Annotated in this window: 16 protein-coding genes; 7 read left to right on the top strand and 9 right to left on the bottom strand. The window is 61.6% G+C overall.

The features are described 5' to 3' along the window. The first annotated feature begins 22 nt into the window (after window positions 1–22). Complete coding sequence (locus EGO55_RS06960) at window positions 23–2,173, top strand: marine proteobacterial sortase target protein (RefSeq protein ID WP_040717228.1); 2,151 nt, start codon at window positions 23–25, stop codon at window positions 2,171–2,173. After that, entirely contained in the window at window positions 2,170–2,778 is a 609-nt protein-coding gene (locus EGO55_RS06955; protein WP_021691518.1) for a class GN sortase, read from the top strand. Before EGO55_RS06960 ends, EGO55_RS06955 begins: the two co-directional genes overlap by 4 nt. On the opposite strand, the gene EGO55_RS06950 is transcribed toward EGO55_RS06955, so the two are convergent. Together EGO55_RS06950 and EGO55_RS06945 are read right to left on the bottom strand one after the other, a co-directional pair. Continuing rightward, a complete protein-coding gene (locus tag EGO55_RS06950) occupies window positions 2,779–3,552 on the bottom strand; it encodes an IclR family transcriptional regulator (RefSeq protein ID WP_021691519.1) in 774 nt (257 codons plus the stop codon). It abuts the gene before it with no gap. A 200-nt stretch (window positions 3,553–3,752) separates the two neighbouring features. After that, on the bottom strand, window positions 3,753–4,505 hold the full coding sequence (locus tag EGO55_RS06945; protein ID WP_040717249.1) for a hypothetical protein: 753 nt from the start codon (window positions 4,503–4,505) through the stop codon (window positions 3,753–3,755). Window positions 4,506–4,634: 129 nt separating this feature from the next. Between EGO55_RS06945 and EGO55_RS06940 the strand changes: the two genes are divergently transcribed. Beyond that, window positions 4,635–4,841, top strand: a complete 207-nt coding sequence (locus EGO55_RS06940) for a hypothetical protein (protein WP_084620361.1) — start codon at window positions 4,635–4,637, stop codon at window positions 4,839–4,841. Between the two features lie 70 nt (window positions 4,842–4,911). On the opposite strand, the gene EGO55_RS06935 is transcribed toward EGO55_RS06940, so the two are convergent. The 4 genes from EGO55_RS06935 to EGO55_RS06920 form a co-directional block, all read right to left on the bottom strand. Next, the gene (locus EGO55_RS06935) at window positions 4,912–5,412 is read right to left on the bottom strand and encodes a nuclear transport factor 2 family protein (protein WP_021691522.1); all 501 of its coding nucleotides are present in this window, start codon (window positions 5,410–5,412) and stop codon (window positions 4,912–4,914) included. A gap of 137 nt (window positions 5,413–5,549) precedes the next feature. Beyond that, entirely contained in the window at window positions 5,550–6,506 is a 957-nt protein-coding gene (locus EGO55_RS06930; protein WP_021691523.1) for an SDR family NAD(P)-dependent oxidoreductase, read from the bottom strand. A 258-nt stretch (window positions 6,507–6,764) separates the two neighbouring features. Next, on the bottom strand, window positions 6,765–10,415 hold the full coding sequence (gene putA, locus EGO55_RS06925; protein ID WP_021691524.1) for a bifunctional proline dehydrogenase/L-glutamate gamma-semialdehyde dehydrogenase PutA: 3,651 nt from the start codon (window positions 10,413–10,415) through the stop codon (window positions 6,765–6,767). Between the two features lie 90 nt (window positions 10,416–10,505). Beyond that, window positions 10,506–11,486: a DUF808 domain-containing protein gene (locus EGO55_RS06920; protein ID WP_021691525.1), complete on the bottom strand. Its 981-nt coding sequence runs from the start codon at window positions 11,484–11,486 to the stop codon at window positions 10,506–10,508. 320 nt (window positions 11,487–11,806) lie between these two features. Here EGO55_RS06920 and EGO55_RS06915 point away from each other — a divergent pair, with 320 nt between their 5' ends. Together EGO55_RS06915 and EGO55_RS06910 are read left to right on the top strand one after the other, a co-directional pair. Continuing rightward, a complete protein-coding gene (locus EGO55_RS06915; protein ID WP_040717259.1) occupies window positions 11,807–12,889 on the top strand; it encodes a mechanosensitive ion channel family protein in 1,083 nt (360 codons plus the stop codon). Between the two features lie 193 nt (window positions 12,890–13,082). Further along, window positions 13,083–15,422, top strand: a complete 2,340-nt coding sequence (locus EGO55_RS06910; protein ID WP_040717235.1) for a TonB-dependent receptor — start codon at window positions 13,083–13,085, stop codon at window positions 15,420–15,422. A 60-nt stretch (window positions 15,423–15,482) separates the two neighbouring features. Here EGO55_RS06910 and EGO55_RS06905 read toward each other — a convergent pair whose 3' ends face one another. Beyond that, entirely contained in the window at window positions 15,483–16,301 is an 819-nt protein-coding gene (locus EGO55_RS06905; protein ID WP_021691528.1) for a class II aldolase/adducin family protein, read from the bottom strand. 91 nt (window positions 16,302–16,392) lie between these two features. Here EGO55_RS06905 and EGO55_RS06900 point away from each other — a divergent pair, with 91 nt between their 5' ends. After that, complete coding sequence (locus EGO55_RS06900) at window positions 16,393–17,076, top strand: Crp/Fnr family transcriptional regulator (RefSeq protein ID WP_021691529.1); 684 nt, start codon at window positions 16,393–16,395, stop codon at window positions 17,074–17,076. Between the two features lie 27 nt (window positions 17,077–17,103). Here EGO55_RS06900 and EGO55_RS06895 read toward each other — a convergent pair whose 3' ends face one another. After that, window positions 17,104–17,751: a TetR/AcrR family transcriptional regulator gene (locus EGO55_RS06895; RefSeq protein ID WP_021691530.1), complete on the bottom strand. Its 648-nt coding sequence runs from the start codon at window positions 17,749–17,751 to the stop codon at window positions 17,104–17,106. Window positions 17,752–17,972: 221 nt separating this feature from the next. Here EGO55_RS06895 and EGO55_RS06890 point away from each other — a divergent pair, with 221 nt between their 5' ends. Further along, window positions 17,973–19,406, top strand: coding sequence for a flavin-containing monooxygenase (locus tag EGO55_RS06890; protein ID WP_021691531.1), 1,434 nt, complete (start codon window positions 17,973–17,975; stop codon window positions 19,404–19,406). Between the two features lie 64 nt (window positions 19,407–19,470). Here EGO55_RS06890 and EGO55_RS06885 read toward each other — a convergent pair whose 3' ends face one another. Beyond that, window positions 19,471–21,072: a GMC family oxidoreductase gene (locus tag EGO55_RS06885; RefSeq protein ID WP_021691532.1), complete on the bottom strand. Its 1,602-nt coding sequence runs from the start codon at window positions 21,070–21,072 to the stop codon at window positions 19,471–19,473. Window positions 21,073–21,360 lie beyond the last annotated feature (288 nt).

Raw genomic sequence — 21,360 nt, 5'->3', positions numbered from 1 at the left:
TCCGCTTTTCATGGAGTCTGCCATGTTCGCCTTGATCTTTTCCGACCGGCCGCGATGCCGGCTTGTGCTGGGGCTCTCGCTTTTGCTGGGCCTCGTTGCGCTCGTCTTTCTCACCAACCGCCTGACTGCTTCCGAAGCCGCCGCGGATGCCGATGCCATTGGCAGCGGAACACTGATGCTCAGCGGCAAGGGGGTGGCGACTGCGGTGCCTGCCGTGCGGCTTGGCACCGATATGGATGTCACGGTCAGCGGCCAGATCGCCCGGGTCCGGGTGACACAGGCTTTCCGCAATACCAGCGATCAGTGGATGGAGGCGACCTACCTTTATCCTCTGCCCGAGGAGGGGGCCGTCGACAGCCTGAAAATGGTTGTAGGCCAGCGCGTGATCGTGGGGCGTATCAAACGCCGGGCAGAAGCGCGCGCGATCTACGAGAAAGCCCGCGCGGAAGGGAAGAAGGCCGGGCTTGTCGAATCCGAACGCCCCAACATGTTCCGCAACAGCGTGGCCAATGTCGGGCCCGGCGAAACCGTGCTGATCGCGATCGAATATCAGGCGCCGGTTCGCCAGGTATCGGGCGAATTCAGCCTGCGCCTGCCGCTCGTGGTTGGCCCGCGCTATGTCCCGCCGCACACGCTGGAAACCGAAAAGGACGTCGAAGATGCCGATGCGGTGACCGCGCCGATGGTGCATCCGGTTTTGGGAACCCGCGAGAAAATCAACCCGGTATCGATCACGGTGCATCTCGCACCCGGGTTCCAGCCAGCGAACATCATCAGCCCCTATCACGGTGTGGCGGTGGAAGAAGCCGATGCCCAGACCCGTACCATTCGCCTGACCGATGGCGAGGTGCCTGCCGATCGCGATTTCGAACTGCGCTGGCGTTCCGCCAGTGCCGATCCGACTCTCGGTCTGTTCCGTCAGCAATTTGATGGAGATAGCTATATCATGGCCTCGATCACGCCCCCGGTAGAGGATCGCAAGCGCCCGTTCCCGCCACGGGAAATGGTCTTCGTCATCGACAACAGCGGTTCGATGGGCGGCACGTCCATGGAATCCGCCAAAAACAGCCTGCTTTACGCGCTGGGTACCCTGCGCCCGGAAGACAGCTTCAACATAATCCGTTTCGATGACACGCTGACGCGGCTGTTCGAGGACAGCGTTCCCGCGACACCGGAACAGATCGCGTTGGCCCGGCGCTTTACCGAAGGGCTTGAGGCAACGGGTGGCACGGAAATGCTTCCGGCGCTCAAATCGGCGCTGATCGATACGCATCCGTCCGACACGCGCACCGTCCGGCAGGTGATCTTCCTGACCGATGGCGATATCTCCAACGAGAAGGAAATGACGGCCGAAATCAACGCCAATGCCGGTCGCAGCCGTATCTTCATGGTCGGCATCGGTTCGGCGCCCAACCAGTTCCTGATGCGCCGTATGGCAGAAGCAGGACGCGGCACGTTCACCAATGTTGGCACCGGCAATGATGTCGCCGCCAGAATGACGGCGCTGCTCGATCGTCTGACGTCGCCTGCCGTACGCGATCTCAAGGTGGCCGTTGCGGGTGGTACGCTGGACCTCACCCCGCGCCAGTTGCCCGATCTCTATGCCGGAGAGCCGCTGGTTCTGCTGGGCAAGGGGGGATCGGCTTCCGGTACGCTCACGGTGTCGGGCATGATCGGGGACAAGGCCTGGTCGCAAAGCGTGGACTTGTCGCAGGCGCAGGATAGCCCTGCCGTGGCCAAATTGTGGGCAAACCGCCGTATCGCGGAAATTGAGGCCGCACGTTTCGCCAGCGAAATGGAAAGTGGGGCCGCCGATGATGCGATTGCGCAGCTCGGTCTCGCCTATAGCATCGTGACCCGCCAGACGAGCCTGGTGGCGGTGGATGAAACCCCCAGCCGTCCCGAGGGTGCCACGCTGACCCGCGAAGATTTGCCGCTGCTGCTCCCTGCCGGCTGGGATTTCGATACCCTGTTCGGCACGCAGCGCGCCCATGCCGGTGGTGCCATGACGGGTGGGGCCGTGTCGCCTGCGACCCGGTCGGAAGCGATGGACCTGCCGGAAACCGCGACCGGCTATCTGGGCCTGCTGGGCCGGGGGCTTGTCCTGCTGGTGATTGGTGCGGGCGGATTGTGGCTGCAGCGCCGCAACGCGCGCAAGGACGCCCGGGCATGATCGCCGCGCTCCACGCCGGGGTGAAGGGAGGGCGCGCCGTGGGGCGCGCCCTCACCAACCTTTTCCTGATCGGACTGTGCATTCTGGGTGTCTGGTTGATGGTCAGTGCAGCCGTGATCCCGGTCAAGGCGTGGGTCGCGCAAATCCTCCTCGACCGGGCCTTTGAACAGAGCGTGGCCCAGGGCACGCGGATCAAGCCGTGGCCCTGGGCGGACATGGCGCCCGTTGCACGCATTACCGTGCCGCGACTGGGGGTGAGCGATATTGTCCTTTCGGGCGGATCGGGACAGGCCATGGCTTTCGGCCCGACCATGCTGGCGGCGCGCGAACCCGTAACTGTCATGGCGGCGCATCGGGATACGCATTTTGCCTTCCTGCAGCATTTGCGCCGGGGTGATCGCGTGGTCGTGCGTTCCGTTGCAGGGGAACTGCGCACCTATACCGTGACCGGAACGCAGGTGGTGCATTGGGATCGATTTGCCTATCCGGCCGACCCCGCGGATCGGGTTCTGGCACTGACGACCTGCTATCCCTTTGGCGCCACGGTACGCGGGCCGCTGCGTTATGTTGTCTGGGCGCGGATGGATGCGGATGACCCGCGTTGATCAGCCCGCCCGCCGGAAAGCCGGCATAAGCGGCGACACCGCGCCATCCGCATAATGCGCCTGCAACAACGCGGCTGTGGAGCGGATTTGTTCCATCAATCCCGGGTGCGGGCTGGGCGAGAGCAGCGAGGACGACAGGATCACGCCCACAGTGGCCGCCAGATTGCCATTGCTCCCGAAAATCGGCGCAGCAATTTTGCCGAAGCCATTGCCGAGCCCATCGTCTTCGTATTCGACGCCGAACGTTGCCAATTTGGCCCTGAGTTCGCTGACATTAAAAGTGCGGGTGTTTGCAGTGCTGCCGGGGACATTGTTGGCATCGAAATACTGCACCATGCGGGCAGAGGGCGATTGCGGAAATGGCAGCACGGTGCCGACCTGTATGGCAACGCCGGGTTTCAATTCGTGACCCAGTGCCGCCACCACCAGCGCGCCACCGGGAATTGGTACCGTCTGCATCGCGGTATGTCCGGTTACGTCCCGCAAATGCCTGAGGAAAGGTTGTGCGGCTTCGACCACACTGCTGCGACAAATCGCCACGCGTGCATAGTGCAGCAATTTCTGGCCGAACACATAACCCGTACCGTTTGCATCGCGACCGACCAGACCAGGTGATTGCAATGTTTGCAGATGCCGCGAAATGCGGGCTTTTGTCATGCCAAGACTGCGGGCGATTTCGGTGACCCGGAGCGGACGGTCCGCATTGGCCAGAACGTCCAGTATCTGGACTGCCACTTCCACGCTTTTGACGGAACCGGATTGATCACTGTTCATTGTCGGTTCCATACTTTGGATATCCGCGTATGACACCTGGGACATTGTGTGAAATACATTCCAATAGGAAAGAACTTGCCTTCCATATTGGAATATATTGCCACGAAATTGCACCTCAAATTCAGATTATACAACTGAATAATAAGGATTATTCAGTTGTAATATGAATCCATGGTAATATTGAAATCAGGAATGTGCAATCAGCATTGCGGTACTTTTGTCTTTCCTTTCAGCTCGTACTTGCCATCCTTGTTCCGAATGTAGCGTTCGGCAATGGTCTTCGACCCCGTGTAAGTGACGGTGAAGCTTTGATTTTTCACAGATGAAGTAATGGTCCCCTCATAAGCGGATGCCCCGGTTTCCTTCGCGCCGCCGTCGGAATAATAGATAGGAATACTGGCAATTTCGACAGGTCCGGCTGGTGTCAGCTCGGTGAGCACGGCATAGGAACAGGCATACCCCTGCCAGACCCCGCCACCTTCGGTATAGAGAACGGGGGCGCTGGCGATTGCGTCCGTCCATCCCCAGCGCAAGGCGGGATTGCCGAATGTGCCACTTGCGCCCACATCCATCCATTCACCTGCCACGGCATAGCGACTGGCACTGGCGGCTTGGCCGGATGCGGGCTGCAGATAATGGACGGTGTTCAAACCGCCACAGACATGGCCGGTGCATTCGCTCGCGCCGGTGCTGATCAGGGCCGTTTTCCCTCCGGACAGAGGAATAAGCGCGAGCGGGACGAAGCTGTAATTCTGATCGTCCACCGCGCGGGTCACCGCGTTGGACGAGGATTTCCCAAAAGCCGCCTGGAAGGCTTCCGGTGTGCCAGCGGGTACAGTGTCGCGATTGACGTCGTCCACTGCGAACAGTGCTGTTTTGGCGGAGCTCTCCGCCATCGCCGGGGCAGTGGATATCGCCAGAAGTGAAACTGTAACACCAAGAAATTTCGTCATGAATTCCCCCATTGGAATGGATTGTGCGCGCTATCGCCGCCATCCCCAACGCATGATGAACAAATATGTGTCTGGAAAAATGCGGTGGTGGTGTGGACAGGTCCGCATGGTGCTGGCTACCGGCGCGGGATGAGTATCGTTGCAACCATCATGAACACCGCCACCGGGCGACCCATCCAGAAAATGAAGTTCGGCCGGATGCCCAAACCCTGGGCGAGCTTCAATCTCGACACCGGAGAACTGGTGACAGCCGAGCGCGTCGATGTGGGCAAACCCGCACCGGGCAAATTCATCGCGCCCGTCGATGTCTGGGTGACGGTTAAGCCGAAGGACTGACGTCTACCGCTCTTGTTGTCCACGCGGTCAGGCCTGACCGCGTGGATAAAGCCGCCTGTCCGTTCGTCCGCTATTTCGGCAAGGAGCCGGTATCGATCGGCGGGCCGAATTTCGCAAACAGATGGCTGTGCAGGTCGATCGGCCTGTCGCGGAATTCGACTTTCTCGAAGGCACGCACATAGCCGCTGTGCAGGATCTTCCATTCGCCATCGCGGCGCACGTAACGATCCTGATAGAATGCCGCGCCCTGCGTTTCGCGATTGGTGGTCATGTTCACCGCCCAGTCGATCATGGTCCATCGGCCTTCGGCGTTATCATCGTCCAGGACGGTGATTTCGGGCATCAGTGCCAGATGCATCCCGACATACTGGTTGTTCTGCATCTGGCTGAGCAGGCCGATGATCTCTTCCCGGTCACCCGCTTCGTACAGATAGCTGCCGCCTTCATAGCGGATTGTCGCCTCGGGGACGAAGCAGGCCCGCAGCCCATCGTTATCGCCGCTGTCGAGCATGCGCATATAGCGGTGCTTTAGCTGCTTGATCAGCTCAATGTCTTCCAGACGCAGAGTCATTCTTGTCTCCCGGATATCGCGTGCGGATGACGTACTGACCAATGCACGGCAGGAGATCAAGCACGGCAGATCAGGTCAGGTGGCCGGTTGTGCAGGTGTCGGAAACGAGGCCCGCACAACTTGTTCCGCGTGACCGGTCAGGCAAACTGTTCGCCGACCATATTTTCGCTCAGCGTCCAGAGATTCCGGGCATTTTCCGGGTCCAGCGCATAGGGGCGTACGCCCGAAACCACCCCGCCGCCCGTTGCCACTTGGGCGATCTGGCAGTCTTCGCAATACTGGCCGCCGATCGTGTCCGCATCGGCCACAGCCGCAGCCCAGACCGAAGTTGCGGCCCCCTGGGGGACCGATTTGTATTCGAGCCTCGCGATACCCGATGCCTTGACCATTTCCTGCAGCGTGCTGATGGCTTCAGGGGTCAGGTAACGGCCCAGTTCGGTCTGGATTGCGCCCGGCATCAGTGCGCAGGCCCGAATGCCGCGATCGCGCAGCCGCCGGTCCAGTTCCACCGCGAACAGGATATTGGCCGTTTTGGACCGGCCATAGGCGCGCCATGGATCGTATGGGGTGTGTTCGAAATTGGGATCGTCCAGATCGACATCGCTGTTCTGATGCCCACCGGATGACAGGATCACCACGCGGCCACCATCGGCCACGAGCGGGGCGATGCGATTGACCAGAACGAAATGGCCCAGATGGTTGGTGCCGAACTGGGATTCGAAACCATCCGCCGTTTTTGCGAACGGGGTGGCCATGATCCCGGCATTGGCAATGACAATATCGAAGGGGCGCCCATCCGCATTCAACCGATCAGCACAGGCGCGCACGCTGGCAAGCGATGCCAGATCGAGTTCGACCACGTCGAACGTGCCGCCGCCCGCTTCGCTGGCTGCCCGTACGGGGGCGGTTGCGGCTTCCGCTTTCGCAAGGTTGCGGGCCGCGCCCACCACGTCGGCGCCATGCGCCACAAGAGCCCGCGCGGTCTCCACGCCAAGCCCGGCCGAGACACCGGTAACCAGCACCCGTTTGCCCGTCAGGTCGATCCCTTCCAGAACCTCTTCCGTTGTCGATTGTGCCCCGAACTTGGCAGGCATGATGCTGTATCCTCTCGTTCTGATCTATTTCATTCCGGCTTTTGACGCCGATCAAGGAACAGCGTGCAGATCAAATGCACGGTTGGCAAGTTCCGCAATGGAGGAAATCATGATCGGTTTCGTGGGTTCGCATTTTCTTGTCATCGTCGTTGGTGCCTTTGGGCTTTTCTCGGCCGTACTCGGCGTTACGTCGGTCGCTGATGCCTTCACGCGCGAGGCATAGTTTGCGCGGCGAGTGATGTCGGCGGTGATGGTCGGCTAGACGGCGGCCATCAGGCTGGCATTACCCCCTGCGGCTGCGGTGTTGATGGAGAGGGATGTTTCGTCAACCAGCCAGTCGAGGCGATATTGCCCGTTGGCATCGGACATCTGCGTCAGGGGAATGGGGCCGTGCATGGCCGCGATGGCATGCAGGATAACGGCGATTCCCCCCGGTCGGGCTTCCACCAGTGCGGCCGGGAATACCGATGCGTTGGGGATGGCGGATAGCCATGTGATGCGCGCGGCAATGCGTGGCGGCAGGTCATGCAGATCGGGCCCGTCCGCGCCGGGCCAGACGATGACGGCATCATTCCCCGTGGCAAGGACCGCCACCAGCTGATCCAGCAGCCCATCGTGGGTGTGCGGGATCAGCAGAACGGCCCCCCGGGGCCGGAGTGCGTAGAGATTGCGTTCTCCCACCGGGCCCGGCAATGCGGTGCGGTAACCGGCAAGACTTGCACTGGCCGCGCTTTGCAGGCAGGTCGCGTGCTCTGGCCTGCCGTGATCCGTCAGCCATCGGGCAAAATCTGCCAAAGTCGTATCGGCATGATGGCTCCCGGCCATACCCGTATCCGGCTGCGTCTGTACGAGCCGACTGAGGTAGAGCGGGCCGCCCGCTTTCGGCCCGGTGCCGGAAAGGCCGCGCCCGCCAAACGGTTGAACCCCCACCACCGCGCCGATGACGTTGCGATTGACGTAGATGTTGCCCGCATCGATCGCATCGCCGATCTCCGCCACGGTTTCATCCAGCCTGGTATGCAGGCCAAAGGTCAGGCCGTATCCGGTGGCATTGATCTGCGCGATCACGCTGGCGCGTTCGCCATGCCGCCAACGCAGGATGTGCAGCACCGGCCCGAACACCTCGCCACCGATCTGGTCGATCCGGTCGATAGTGATGATCGTGGGCGCAACGAACGTTCCGGCATCGGTACCAGGCGGCAGGGCGATCCGGTCGATCGCGTGCCCTGCGGCCTGCATGCGCGCGATATGCGCCTCTATCCGGTCTTTCGCCTCCGCTGTAATCACCGGCCCGACATCGATGGCCAGACGATCGGTCCGGCCCACCGCAATTTCGGCAATCGCCCCCCTGAGCATGGCCAGTTGGCGATCGGCGATGTCGTCCTGCAGGCACAGGACACGCAGGGCAGAGCATCGCTGCCCGGCGCTGTCGAAGGCGGATGTGATGACATCGGCAGCGACCTGTTCCGCCAGTGCCGAGGAATCGACAATCATCGCATTCTGGCCGCCGGTCTCCGCAATGAAGGGGATGGGCGCGCCACTGGCAGTCATATGGCTGGCCAATTCCTGCTGGATCAGGCTGGCTACCGGGTTTGAGCCGGTGAAGACCACGCCAGCGGTTTCCTGCGCGGCCACCAGTGTGGCGCCGATGGCCCCGTCGCCGGGCACGAAATGCAGCACTTGGGGCGGCACGCCCGCCGCATGCAGGATACGCACCGCCTCGGCCGCGATCAGTGGGGTTTCCTCGGCCGGTTTGGCAACGACGGTATTGCCCGTTACCAGCGCGGCGGCGATCTGCCCGGTGAAGATCGAGAGCGGGAAATTCCATGGACTGATGCAGGCGACCACGCCGAGAGGGCGTGTGTCCCGGTGCAGCGTTCGGCGGGCTTCACCCGCGTAGTAGCGCAGGAAATCCACGGCTTCGCGCACTTCGGTAATGGCATTGGCGACCGTCTTGCCCGCTTCTCGCACGATCAGCCCAAGCAGGCCGGGCATGCGCGCCTGCAGCAGATCGGCGGCGCGATCGAGGCAGTCTGCACGGGCGTCTACCGGGATGGCGGCCCAGTCGGCGCGGGCGCGGCTGGCGGCCTGCATAGCGAAGATTGCATCGCGGTGGAGTGCGAAGGCCGCCGTGCCCACCTGATCGGTATGATCGCCGGGGTTCACGATAGCGTGATGACGCCGCTCTATCCCCAGCCCGGCAATCATTGGCGCGGCCTGCCATGGGCGCTGCGCACTGTCCCGCAATGTCACCGAGAGGCTGGCCAGCACGGCTTCGTCGGCCAGGTCCAGTCCGGCCGAATTGCGGCGGGGGGCGAATAGCGCATCGGGCAGGGCGATCAGCGGATGGGGTGATCCCTGTGGAACCACGGCCAGCGCCTGTTCCACAGGGTCTTCGGCCAGTTCCTCCGCCGCGATATCTGGATCACCGATCCGGTGGACGAACGAGGCATTGGCGCCGTTTTCCAGCAGGCGCCGCACCAGATAGGCCAGCAGCGTCTCATGCGTGCCGACAGGGGCATAGATGCGGCACGGGCGGTCGAGCTTGTCGTGCCCGACGACCTCTTCGTAGAGCGGCTCGCCCATGCCGTGCAGGCATTGGAATTCATAATCGCCGATTTGGAAATCAGCCCCGGCAAGATGGTAGATCGACGCCAGTGTCTGTGCGTTGTGCGTGGCGAATTGCGGGAACAGATGGGCGCGCGCCGCCAGCAGCCTGCGGGCGCAGGCGATATAGGACACATCGGTATGGACCTTGCGGGTGAACACGGGAAAGTCGGCCAGTCCGTCGATTTGCGCCCGTTTGATCTCGCTGTCCCAATAGGCGCCCTTGACCAGACGGACCATGATCCGGCGATCGGCCCTGCGGGCGAGATCGGCCAGCCAGTCGATCACCTGTGCGCAACGCTTGCCATAAGCCTGCACCACGAACCCCAGCCCGTTCCAGTGACCAAGCGCGGAGTCGAGCGCGAGGGATTCCAACAGATCGAGCGAGAGGTCGAGCCTGTCGGCCTCTTCCGCATCGATATTGAGACCGATGTCGTAATGTTTGGCCAGCACCGCCAGTTCGCGCAGGCGCGGCAGCAGTTCGGCCATGACCCGTTGCGCCTGCGCGCGCGCATAGCGTGGGTGAAGCGCGGACAATTTGATCGAGATACCCGGTCCCGTATAGACGCCGCGTCCCCCCGCAACCTTGCCGATGGCGTGGATCGCCTGCACATAACTGGTATGATATCGCGTGGCATCGGCTGCGGTCATCGCCGCTTCGCCCAGCATGTCGTAGCTGTAACAAAAACCACGCATTTCCCGTTTGCGGGCGTGTTTCAGCGCCTCGCCAATGGTTTCGCCGCTGACGAACTGTTCCCCCATCAGTTCCATCGCCATGTCGACCCCGTGCCGGATCACCGGCTCGCCGCAGCGGGCGATCAAACGGGTCAAGGCCGCGCCAAGACCGGGTTCGTGGATCGTGCCGGTCAACTTCCCGGTGACCATCAGGCCCCATGTCGCGGCGTTGACGAACAGCGATCGATCCTGCCCGAAATGGGCCTGCCAGTCGCCCAGCGCGATCTTGTCGCGGATCAGCGCGTCGCGTGTGGCAGTATCGGGGATGCGCAGCAGGGCTTCGGCAAGGCACATCAGGGCCACGCCTGCCTGGCTGGACAGCGCATATTCCCGAACCAGTGCTTCCACGCCGCCGCGTTGCCCCTTGCCGCGCAGTGCGTGGATCAGCGCGAGCGCCGTGTGCCTGATCGGTGCGCGCATGTCGGCGGGCACTGCCGCTTCCGCCAACAGCGGGGCGATGCTTTCAGCCTCTGGCCTGCGGCAGGCTGCCGTTATGCGCTGGCGCAACCTGCTTTGCGGATGAACCTGCGGGGCAAATTCGGCAAACGGGGCAGAACGGGAAACCATGCAGCGGGGCCCTTTTGCAGCAAGGCAACAAGGATAGATGGTTTCGTAACTGACCGGAACGGGATCATGTTCCCGGCCCGCATTTTGCCCTTATTGTGCTTGTTCCCGTTCGGTATCGGCCTTGTGCTCTGCCATGTGGGCGTGGCTTTTGCGGGGCAGAAGGTGCAGCACGCCGACAATCACAGCACCGACGATCAGGCCGAGAATGCCGGAACCGATCGCAGTAACCAACCATTCGACCGCCCTGGACGCAAAGGGTGCCATCTGCGCGGCGGCCTCTGCCAGATGATGCACCGTATGGGGGATCGCGCGAAGCTCAAAGGCCTCCAGCCCGTGCAGGATGATGCCGCCACCGACCCACACCATGGCGGCCACGCCGATATGGGAAAGGGCCTGTAACAGCACCGGCATGGCCCGCACCAGCGCGTGGCCGGTCGTGCGGGCGGCGGCGGATGCCTTGCGGCTGAGATGCAGCCCGACATCGTCCATTTTTACAATCAGCCCGACCACCCCATAGACGCCCAGAGTGATCACCACGGCCACCGCCAGCAAGACTGCGGCCCGCATGCCGAGTGACACATCGGGTATCTCGGCGAGGGCAATGGCCATGATTTCTGCCGAAAGGATGAAATCGGTCCGGATCGCGCCGCTGACCTGCCGGGCTTCCAGTTCCGCCGGATCGCCGATCGTGGTGACTTCGGCGGCGTGATCGTGGCCGGTCAGGGCAGCGAAGATTTTCTCGGCCGCTTCGAAACAGAGATAGGCCCCGCCGATCATCAACAGCGGGGTGATCGCCCACGGGGCCAGCGCGCTGAGCGCCAGCGCGACAGGGAGGATGAACAGCAACTTGTTGCGCAGCGATCCTCGTGCGATTTTCCAGATGATCGGCAATTCGCGGTCGGGGGAAAGCCCCACGACATAGCGCGGGGTGACTGCGGTATCGTCAATCACGACACCGGCGGCCTTGGTGCCCGCTTTCCCGGCAGCCGCAGCCACATCGTCGATCGACGCCGCCGCCAGTTTCGCAAGCATCGCCACGTCATCCAGCAGTGCGACAAGTCCGCCAGCCATCCGGTTATCCTTTTGTGCGGCCGTCGCGATGACAGCCCATGGTCATTGTGCTTGCTAATCGGGCATCACGGGGAACGCCATCAATTTGCGTAGAAAACGCAACGCTTTCGCAGTGGCCACCGCTTTTCTCGTCCGTCCGGCAAAACGGCCCGTCCCATGTGTGCCAACCAATTGCGCGGCAAGGCGTTGGGGCCTTGGGCAACAGGGTCGTGCTCCTGGCGATAATGACCAGACTGGATGAAGATTTCGAAATGCGTACAGTGGACATACCCTTGCCCGATACACAGCGAACGGAAAAATTCATGGTGGATGCCAACGAGATGTGGCGGTTGACCGTCACATGGCTTGAAGCGAACTGGTTCTATGTTCTGGTTGCCGCGATCATCGCGACAGGCATCATTACCGGCTTCTACGCGATCCGGCGGCTGGGGCTGAGGTGGAGCGATCCGGAACGTGCGCCTGTTACATGGCTGGCGATTCTGGGCGGGGCAGTGGCGAAAACCACCAACTTTTTCATTCTCATGGTCGCGATCCGCATGGTGGACGGATATACGCAACCACCACCGGCCATCGACAAGGTCACCGTCTTCCTGTTCACGGTCGCGGCGGTGCTTCAGGGGGCGATCTGGGCCCGTGAGCTGATCCTCGGCACGATAGAATATCGCACGCTGGGCGATCACTATCGCAGCGAAACGATCATGAACGCGATGGGGTTGATCCGGTTGCTGGTCAGCGTGGCGGTGTTCGCGATCGCAGTGGTCGTGCTGCTCGACAATCTCGGCGTGAACGTGACCGGGCTGGTGGCCGGTCTGGGGGTAGGCGGTATCGCGATTGGTCTGGCCGCACAGGGGATATTTGCGGATCTGTTCGCGGCACTGGCGATCATCTTCGATCGGCCCTTCAGCAAGGGCGATGCGATCAGTTATGACAACAGTTCCGGAACCATTGAGGCGATTGGCCTGAAGTCGACGCGCATCCGCGCCTATACCGGGGAACTGCGGATCATCGCCAACAAGAACCTGCTGGACAAGGAAATCCTCAATGTCACGGGCCGCGAACATATTCGCCTGCCGTTTGCGATCGGTGTCGCCTATGAAACACCGCCCGATACGCTGGCCCGCATCCCTGCAATCCTGAAAGAACTGGTCGAGGCCGAAGGGGGGATAGCCGCGCGCGCCAGCTTCGAAGCGTTCGGGCCCAGTTCGCTCGATTTTGTCCTGCTGGTCGATGTTCCGGGCAATGACTGGTCGGTGGCGCATCCTCTGCGGGACCGGCTGCTGGTGGCGATCATGAAGCGCTTTGCCGCAGAAGGCATAACCATCCCCTATCCCACGCAGACCGCCTTTACGGCCGCGCCCGATGGCACCCTGATCATGCCTTACGCCCCGGCCCAATCGGATTGATTGCGCACGGTAGGCGCTGCCGCGTTGCATCCACGATGAGGCAGGGCGATGTAATCAGGTCACGCACCGCGAAAAAATAACTGTATCCAATTGATAATGGGTAGTGTCGTGCAGGAATGCGCAGTATCTCCCCGGCCAAACAGCGACAGTCCAGAAGCGTGTTGCAAATAAAAAACGGTCAGGGAGAAGGTTAATGAAATTTTCGTATTTCTTGTCTGCGACAACTGCGGTCGGTACCTTGGTATTGGCAATGCCGGCTCTTGCGCAGGATGCCGGGTCTCCGGCGCCCGCTGCGACCACTGGTCGTGGTGGGGTTGAGGAAATCGTTGTTACTGCAGAGCGTCGGTCCGAGAATTTGCAGCGCACGCCGATTGCGATCACCGCGCTTACCGCGCAGAGCCTGCAGGCATCCGGCATCAGGGACATCACCGGCGTCGTTCAGGCCACGCCGAGCCTTTATTTCGCGCCCTATCCCAGTTCTTCGACCACGCTGGTGCTGTACATGCGCGGGCAGGGCGTGGGCGATCCGAACATCATCACGTCCGATGGCGGCGTCGGGCTCTATGTCGACGGAATTTATCAGTCGCGTCCGCAAGCCTCGACATTCGATCTGGCTGACGTGGAACGCGTGGAAGTGCTGCGCGGGCCGCAGGGTACGCTGTATGGCCGCAACACCACGGGCGGCGCGGTCAATATCATCACCAAGAAGCCGACTGGCGAACTGGGTGTGACCGGCCTGCTGTCGGTCGGCAATCTGGATTATCGCCGTGCACTGGTGAATCTCAACCTGCCGCGCTTCGGCGATTTTTCGGTGAAGCTGACCGGCCTCTACGCCAATCGCGATGGCTGGGCGAAGAATGCCAAGGATACGGCAGGCGTGCCCGCGGCGCATGATTTCCATTCCGATCACAAGATCGCGTTCCGGGGCGCCGTTCGGTTCGAGCCGTCGGATTCCGTCACGATCGATTACGCGGGCGATTATGCGAACCAGCGCACCACGCCGGTGCGCTATGTCACGAAGAATGCCTTCGCGCCGTTCCTGTTTCCGACGTATTCTTCCGATCCGGAACGTTCCTATCGCCCGGTCTACCTGCCTTACAGCCACGTGAAGTCTGATGGGCACACGCTGACCGGGGAATTCGAGGTATCGGACAGCCTGACGCTGCGTTCGCTCAGCGCCTATCGCCGGATTCGCTACAGCACCTATCAGGACTATACCGAAGCGTTCCTTGTGCCGTTCTACGGCTACGACAAGATCAAGTCTAAGACCTATACGCAGGAATTCCAGGCTGTCGGCAATTTCGGTTCCGAACTGAAATACGTGGTCGGCCTCTATTACTTCCACGAAAAATCGGACCACCTGCTGGAAGGGGACATTGGCACTGGTGCAGCTGGCGAACTGTTGCTGGTCGACCGTTACACCACTGCCAAATCGACCTCGAAAGCGGCGTTCGGCCAGATCACCTGGACGCCGGGTTTTGCCGATGGTCGGCTCGATCTGACGCTTGGCGCGCGCTACACGTCTGACAAGCGTTCGGCCGATCGTGATCGTACCCAGCGCTTCTTCATTGGCGACGTTTCGCCGCTGGTGAACCGCCGCTTCCTCGGGGATGGGGTTTATATCCCGCTGGGCAGCGTGATCGGCGCCACCGACGTCAAGAACAAGAAGTTCAACCCTTCGGCCACGATCAGCTATCGCCCGACGGACAACACCTCGCTCTATGCCAAGGTGGTGACGGGCTACAAGGCGGGCGGCTCGAACGAGGCATCGCCGACATTCACCCGCACTTATAATCCGGAATCGGTGACCAGCTATGAACTGGGCTTCAAGTCCGATCTGCTGGACCGCCGTCTGCGTCTGAACCTTGCGGCCTACATGGCGAAGTACAAGGATCTGCAGCTGAATATTTCGGCAGATGCGGTGGATGCATCGTTGGCCGATACGTTCAACGCCGGCCGGGCCACGGTGAAGGGTATCGAAGCCGATGTCACCCTGATCCCGGTTCAGGGGCTGACGCTGCAGGCGAACTATTCCTACACCACGTCGAAAATTCGCGGGGTCAAGGCACCGGCAGGATCGATCTTCGATCCGGTTATCAATCCCGCTTCGCCGGTCGGCGTGGGCGACAATATCTCGGACTATTTCGTCCTGCCGTTTACCCCCAAACACAGCATTCGTCTGTCAGCGGACTATGTCTTCGGTCAGGTTGGCCCGGGTGAACTGGCGGCGCACATCGATTATACGTGGAAGGACAAGGTCTACACCACGGCTGGTGATGGCCCGGCGATTCCGGTGGGTCGCGATGCACCGGTCAACCCCAGCTACACGCTGGTCGATGCACGGCTCAGCTACACCATCGATCGCGGAGACAACCGCAACATCACCATCGGGCTGTGGGGCAAGAACATCCTCGACAAGCGCTATCCCGGCTTCGTGATCGGCTCGGGCTCGATCATCGCCGGTTACCCGAATCAGGCCATTTCCTACGGCGATCCGGCAACATACGGGATCGACGTCGGGTTCTCGTTCTGACGCAGAAAAAAGGGCAGGCCTCGGCCTGCCCTTTTTGTCATCCGGGGTGCGATGCGCGCCTTATTCCAGCACGCCGGGATCGCGGCGGATTTCGCGGCGGGCCATGGCTTCCCACAGGAACGGAAAACCGCTCCGGTCGGTGCGGGCGCCGATCGCCTCTGCGGTTTCGGGTGCAACCGGGGTGCCGCCGCCCAAGGCTTCGATGCGCCATGCCAGGCGGCAGCGCCATTCCAGCGTGATGGCGCGCAGATGCGCCTGCCGTATGTCCTTGCCGACGACGAAGACGCCATGGTTCGCCAGCAGCGCCCATTTGTTTTCGCTCAACCGTTCGACCGCGCTGCGCCCGGCGGCGCGATCTTCCACGGTGCCGCGATATTCGTCGTAGAGGATAGGGTCGCCATCGACCATTGCGGATGTCTGGTCATAGATCGGGGGCACGCGGCCCGCGCCCGCCCAGACTGAACCCCATTCGGAATGGTTGTGGATCGCAACGCCAATATCGTGGCGCAGGGCATGAAGATCGACATGCACATTGATGGCGGGGGTTATGTTCCAGTCGCCTTCCAGAACATTGCCTTCGTGGTCCAGCCGCACGATATCGCTGGCGGTCACTTCATCCCACGTCAATTCCCACGGATTGAGTAGTAGCGTGCCGTCGGGCTGGCGATAGGTGATGTGCCCGGCAATGTGGTCGTTATAGCCTTCGCGGAACAGCGTGCGGCACAGGAGCGCCAGTTCCTGCTGCGGGGTCAGGCGGGGCAGAACCGGATAGCGGCCATCACGCGGAACCAGCGGCGCCAGTTGTTGCCAGTCGAGACTGGTATCTTCGCGGTTGAGGCCGAGCGGGGTACCGGCGCTGATATCGGTTGGGTTGTCCATGATCGTCTCCCGGCTGTTTATCGCCTTCTGGTGCGCAGGACATCTACGCCATCCCTTTGCGCAGGAATGTAACACAGGTTACATTGTTCCGATGAAAAGAGAAGAACGCGAGCTGGCGGTGCGGGTGCTGGCCCATGCCGAATGGATGCAGGGTTTCGCCCCCGTCCTGGCGGAAGCCCTGCTGGCGCACGGGCGGCTGGTCCGCATCCGGCCCGGTGAATGGGCCCAGGGCGAAGGGGACGAGGATCGGGGCCTGTTCGTGGTGATTGACGGGGTGTTTCACACCTATTGCACGGCATCGGGGGACCGCGATGTGATGATCGGCGTGGCCGGGATGGGGGCGGTGTTGGGACACGCGACCCGTTTCAGCGGCGGCCCCCGGTTGGTTACCGCGATTTGCACGGAACCGGGCCTCCTGTTGCAGATTCCTGAGACCGCCCTGGAACGGATCGCGGAGCGGCGCCCTGAAATCTGGCGGGTGATCGCAAGCTCTGCTTACGCCAATTTGCGCCGCGCGATGCAAATGATGGTGGAAGCGATCACGCTTGCGCCGCGTCAGCGTATCGCGGCCCGTCTGATTGCTTCCGCCGAACCGGTGGACGGATCGCCCGCAATGGTCCGGCTGTCGCAACAGGCGCTGGGCGAAATGACCGGGTTGACCCGTAAAACCGTGAACCTGCACCTTGCCGCTTTCGAAAGGGAAGGGCTGGTGTCCCTGCGTTACGGCTATCTGTTGTTGCGTGATCCCGGCGGTTTGCGGCGGGCAGCCGTTTGAGCGGGCGCGCCCCGATGTCCTGTTGCCTCAATCCCGCTTGAGCAGCCCATAAAGGCACACATCGACAATGCGCGCCGCCTCTGCCGATGGATCGATCGTTTCGCGATAATCGGGTTGCGCGCTGGCCATGGTCACCAGCATGCCCGCCATGGCCAGCATGGTGGAGGCTGCCTCGTCCTTGCTGACCCGCAGGGTGTCGAATGCCGTATTACGCTCCAGTTGTTCGACCAGCAGGCGGTGGGTATGGTCCTGCGGCGAGAACGCCTCAAAAATGGCCGGAAAACGCGACCCTTCATTCAGATAGAGGCGATAGAGATCGATAAATGCCGGTGCGATGGATGCGGCGATGATATTCGCGAGCTGTTCCTGCAACGCCCCTTGCGCCGTTTGCGCGATGATCGGCCGGTCGATCGGGACCAGCCTGTGTTGCAACACGTGCTGGATGACCGCTTTCAGCAGGCCTGCCTTGTTGCCGTATCGCGCATAGATTGTAGGTTTCCCGATCCGGGCGGCAGAGGCGATGGAATCGATGGATGCACCGGCATAACCCTGATGCGCGAAAATTTCCGCCGCCGTATCGAGAAGCGCGAACAGCCTGCCTTCCATCTCGTCACGCCGGGGCCTGCCCCCGCGCCTGGAGCTTTGGGTATCGCTTTGCGTATCGCTGCGCGTCACTGGCCTGTCCTGTTTCACGCCATGCCAATCCCTGAGTTTCTACCGGAACGCCAGCCCCTTTAGGCCGGGCTTCCGCCCATTCAGGCAAGATAGCTTGACAGCACGAACTTTTCAAAAATAAAACGAAACGGTAAAGTTAATTATAACCGTGTCGGTGCGTGTACCGGCGGTGGCAGGGATATATCCCGCAGAGGCAGCGGGAACGATGGGAAAGCGATGGTATGAAAAGGGTTGTCATTATCGGTGCGGGTCCGGGCGGTATCTGCACGGGCATCAAGCTCAAGGAAGCCGGTTACGACAGTTTCACAATTGTCGAGCAGGCCGATGGGGTCGGGGGGACCTGGCGTCATAATACTTATCCGGGGTGCCGGTGCGATGTGCCGTCGGTGCTCTATTCGTTTTCGTTCGCGCAGAAGGCGGACTGGACGGCGCGTTATGCCGCCCAGCCGGAAATCCTCGCCTATCTGGAGGATCTCGCAGAACAATACGGTCTGATGCCCCATGTGCGACTGAACACCCGCGTGCAGGGCGCGGTCTGGGATGATGATGCCAGCCTGTGGCGCATCGCGCTGGATGACGGGTCGTGCCTTGAGGCCGAAGTGCTGGTCAGTGCGGTTGGCCTGTTTAACGAACCCAATATCCCCGCCATTCCCGGGATCGAAAGCTTCTCCGGCCCGGTCATGCATTCCGCCCGTTGGCAGCATGATCTGCCGCTGGATGGGCGCAGGATCGCCGTCATCGGCAGTGCGGCCAGTGCGGTGCAGTTCGTGCCCGAAATCGCCCCGGTGGCTGGTGATCTTACGGTCTTTCAACGCACGCCAAACCATGTGCGGTTCCGCGAGGCGGATTACACCCCGGAGGAGCAGGCGGCGATTTCCTCCGACCCGGCGTTGCTCCATGCGGAACGCGAAAAGGTTGCCGGATGGGTGGACGCAATGTGCAAGATGCAGGACACGGCGCTGCTTGATATCGCAGCGGCCGACTGCGCGCAAAATGCCACCGTGGTGGAGGATGAGGATACGCGCCAGCGCCTGTCCCCCGGCTATGCCTTTGGCGGAAAACGGCCGCTCGTTTCCAGCGACTGGTATCCCACGTTCAATCGCCCGAATGTCCGTCTGGTCACCGATGCCATTGCCCGGATCGAACCCGATGCGGTGATCGGCGATGACGGCACCCGCTATCCGGCGGATGTGCTGATCCTTGCCACCGGTTTCCAGACGACGCGCTTTCTTTCGGCGATTCCGGTTCAGGGGCGTGGTGGCAGGAAGCTGGATCACGTCTGGGCCGATGGCGCACGCGCCTATCTCGGGATCACCACGTCGGGCTTCCCGAACCTGTTCATGCTCTATGGTCCCAACACCAACAACGGCTCGATCCTGCACAATATCGAATGTCAGGCGGACTACGTTGTGCGCCATATGCAACGGATGGAGCAGGACGGGCTTGCCTGGATCGATCTTCGGCCCGAAGTGCTCGATGCCTACAACAGCAATCTTCAGCGCGAAATCGCGGCTATTCCTGCGTGGAATACGGGCGTTTCAGGGTACTATCGCACCGAAGGCGGTCTGAATGTCACACAGTGGCCGGACGGCATGCAGCGTTACCGCGAGATGACCAGCGCGCCTGATGCCGGGGCTTACGAAACGGGCATGTGAAGGCGTCGCCAAGCGGGTGCCTGAGATTATCGGGCACCCGCATGGCAGGGTTCGAGGGGCCAGGTCAGGCCGATTTGCGCAGAATATCGGCTGCTTTTGCGCCGATTGCGATGCATGGGGCATTGGTGTTGCCGCGCAGCGGGGTGGGCATGACCGAGGCATCGGCCACTGTCAGGCCTTCTATGCCATGAACCCGCATGTCGGGTGCCACCACCGCCATCGGATCGCGTCCGATGCGGCAGGTGCCAGCATAGTGGAAGTCGGTGGTGACGGCCTCGCGCAGGAATTCCTCGATCTGGGTGTCGGTTTCGACCGCGATGCCGGGGGCCCGTTCCGATCCGACCAGCGGCCCTTTTTCATCCCGCCAGACGTCACTGGTCATGATGCTGCGGCCCAGTTTTACGCCGTTGATCAGCGTTTCCATATCGGCCCGCTGTTCCATGAAGTTGAGATCGATTTCCGGCGTGTCGAGCGCGGAGGCAGAACGCGGGCGAACGGTGCCACGGCTTTCCGGGGTGATGCAGCACATCGTGATGGATAGGCCATGACGCCGCGTATCGCCCCCGTCGAGCCCATCGGACATCAGCGGTACGAACTGCAACTGCAGATCGGGCGCATCCAGACCGGGCTTCGACCGCGTAAAGATATTGCCATCGAAATTGTGCCACGCGCCGTAGCCCTTGCGCAGGAAGGCCCATTGCAGGAAAATCTTCGCGCGCTCGAAGAACGACATGCCGCTGAATGTCAGCGGGCGATCGGTGTTGTACTTTATCAGAACGGACGGGTGATCGTGGAGATTGGCGCCCACGCCCGGCAGGTGATGCTTCACCGTAATCCCGGCGCGTTCCAGATCGGGTGCATTGCCGATGCCGGATACCTGCAGCAACTGCGGCGATTTGAGCGCGCCTGCGGCAAGAACGATCTCGTTCGCGTCGGCAATGTGTTCTCGCCCGCCTTGCTGGAAGGCAACGGAACGGGCGCGGCCATGGGCGATGTCGATATGCAGCACGTGCGCGCCGGTGCGCACCTCCAGATTGGGGCGATGGCGAACAGGGCGCAGGAAGGCTGCGGCGCTGGAGCAGCGGATGCCGTTCTTGATCGTGGCCTGTGTCCAGCCCGCGCCTTCGGGGTCGCCCGCACAGAAATCGTCGGTCAGCGGTATCTGATGGGCCTGTGCTGCGGCCATGAAGCAGCGCAGCAGCACATGGTTGGGCAGGTCCGGGGCATCCGATACCCACAGTTCCCCGCCGACGCCATGAGCGGCGCTTTCGCCACGGGTCTGATGCATGGTGCTGCGGAAGTAGGGGAGCAGATCGTCAAAGCTCCAGCCTTCGTTCCCGGCAGCGGCCCAATCGTCATAGTCCTTCTTCGCGCCACGGATGTAGAGCATCGCGTTGACGCTGCTGGAACCGCCGAGTGTCTTGCCCGTGTAGAGCATGATCTCGCGGTTGTTCAGATGCTTCTGCGGCGTGCTGGTATAGTGCCAGTGGTGGCGCCCGGTCTTGAACAGTTCCAGCATCCCGGCGGGCATCTGGATGAACGGGTGCCGGTCGGACGGGCCGGCTTCCAGCAGGAGTACTTTTTTCGCAGGGTCCGCGCTCAACCGGTTGGCGAGCACGCAGCCTGCGGAACCCGCGCCGACAATGATGTAGTCATATTGCGCCACGCCCGCATTCTCCCAAAAATCATGGATCGGCCCTGTGGCCCAATTAACAAAACTGGGAGTACACCATAATTATTGCGGATCAACAGTGTTTTGTTTGGCGTTGCGGTCTGGCGGGCAGGTCGGTTCGCTCCTGCGAAAGCCTGCCGCACACAGGTCATAGATCATATCTATGGATCATATCGAAAACTGCCACCTAGTGTAATGGGCGGCGCACTTTCATGATCATGCCTGCCTGTGCGCGAATGCGGGCCTGGCATCGGCGGAGCCTTGCGCTTCGCCATCAGTTTT

This window comes from Caenibius tardaugens NBRC 16725, from assembly GCF_003860345.1.
Taxonomy (GTDB): domain Bacteria; phylum Pseudomonadota; class Alphaproteobacteria; order Sphingomonadales; family Sphingomonadaceae; genus Caenibius; species Caenibius tardaugens.
This window is presented reverse-complemented; position numbering and strand designations above follow the sequence as displayed.